The following is a 1,488-nucleotide window of genomic DNA, read 5'->3' on the forward strand; positions in this document are numbered from 1 at the left end:
GGATGGCACGGCCTTCGACCATTTCCAGTCCAACAGCCTGGGCGAACACGCGGTCTCGGATCCCTTCGGTGGCAGCTTGCACATCCTTCGCAGCGGCTGGTGGGGATACGAGGTCGACAATACCCATCCCGCCATCCAGGCCCTCGCGGCGGGTGAGGAAGGCCACGCAATCTACGAAGTGCACTCGGCCGACGGCACCGCCCACCGGATCAATATCACCATCCATGGCACCAATGACGGGCCGGTCCTGAGAGCTGCGACGGCCTCGGCGACGGAGGACGGGAAGTCCGTCACCGGCCAGATGGTGGCAGCCGACGTCGATCATGGCGACACCAAGACCTTCGCGGCCGGCCAGCCGGTGGACGGCTTCACCCTGAACCAGGATGGGTCGTGGAGCTTCGACCCCAGCCACGCGGCCTATCAGCATCTCGCGGCGGGCCAGACCCAGCAGATCACCATCCCGGTTACAGTCACCGACCATGCCGGGGCGACCGATACCCAGAACCTCGTTATCACGGTGACCGGCAGCAATGACGGTCCCGTTGTGTCGAGCCCGGTCGATCTCGGCAGGGGAACGGAAGATCATTCCGTCCAGATCTCGGCGGCGCAGCTTCTGGCCCATGCCACTGACATTGATACGGGCGACACCTTGTCGGTGACGGGGCTGAGTGCGGACCACGGAACCATCACCGGCGATGCCGCGCACGGCTTCACCTTCACGCCGGACCCGGATTACAACGGCCCGGTCACGCTCAGCTACCAGGTCACCGACGGCCACGGCGGCACCGTTGCCCAGACCGCCTCCCTGACGCTTGGCGCGACACCGGACGCGGCGGTAATTGCCGGCACCGATACAGGAGCCCTGACCGAGGATCGCGCAGCTTTTCACGGCCAACTCCTGACGCAGGGAACGTTGACGGTCACGGATCCAGACGCAGGGGAAGCGGCCTTCACACCGGTTGGGTGGCAGGCAGGTGCAGCGACCTACGGCACTTTTTCCATCGATGCGAAGGGGCATTGGAACTACTTCGCCGACAACGCCCAGGCTGCCGTTCAGGGTCTGAAGCCGGGCGACACACTGACCGACAGGTTCGAGGTGACCTCAGTCGACGGTACGAAGCACACCTTGAGCGTGACGATTGCCGGCACCAACGACGCCCCTGTGTTGAAGGCTGCGACGGCCTCGGCGACGGAGGACGGGAAGTCCGTCACCGGCCAGATGGTGGCAGCCGACGTCGATCATGGCGACACCAAGACCTTCGCGGCCGGCCAGCCGGTGGACGGCTTCACCCTGAACCAGGATGGGTCGTGGAGCTTCGACCCCAGCCACGCGGCCTATCAGCATCTCGCGGCGGGCCAGACCCAGCAGCTGACGATCCCGGTTACAGTCACCGACCATGCCGGGGCGACCGATACCCAGAACCTCGTCATCACCGTGACCGGCAGCAATGACGGTCCCGTTGTGTCCAGCCCGGTCGATCTCGGCAG

At 65.4% G+C, this 1,488-nt stretch carries 1 protein-coding gene; it reads left to right on the forward strand.

Going from position 1 to position 1,488, the window contains the following annotated elements; all coding sequences use genetic code 11:
• A partial coding sequence (locus tag Q666_RS0133985) for a VCBS domain-containing protein (RefSeq protein ID WP_031285132.1) occupies positions 1–1,488 on the forward strand: 1,488 nt, incomplete at both ends.

The organism is Labrenzia sp. C1B70 (genome assembly GCF_000475395.1).
Taxonomy (GTDB): Bacteria; Pseudomonadota; Alphaproteobacteria; order Rhizobiales; family Stappiaceae; genus Roseibium; species Roseibium algicola.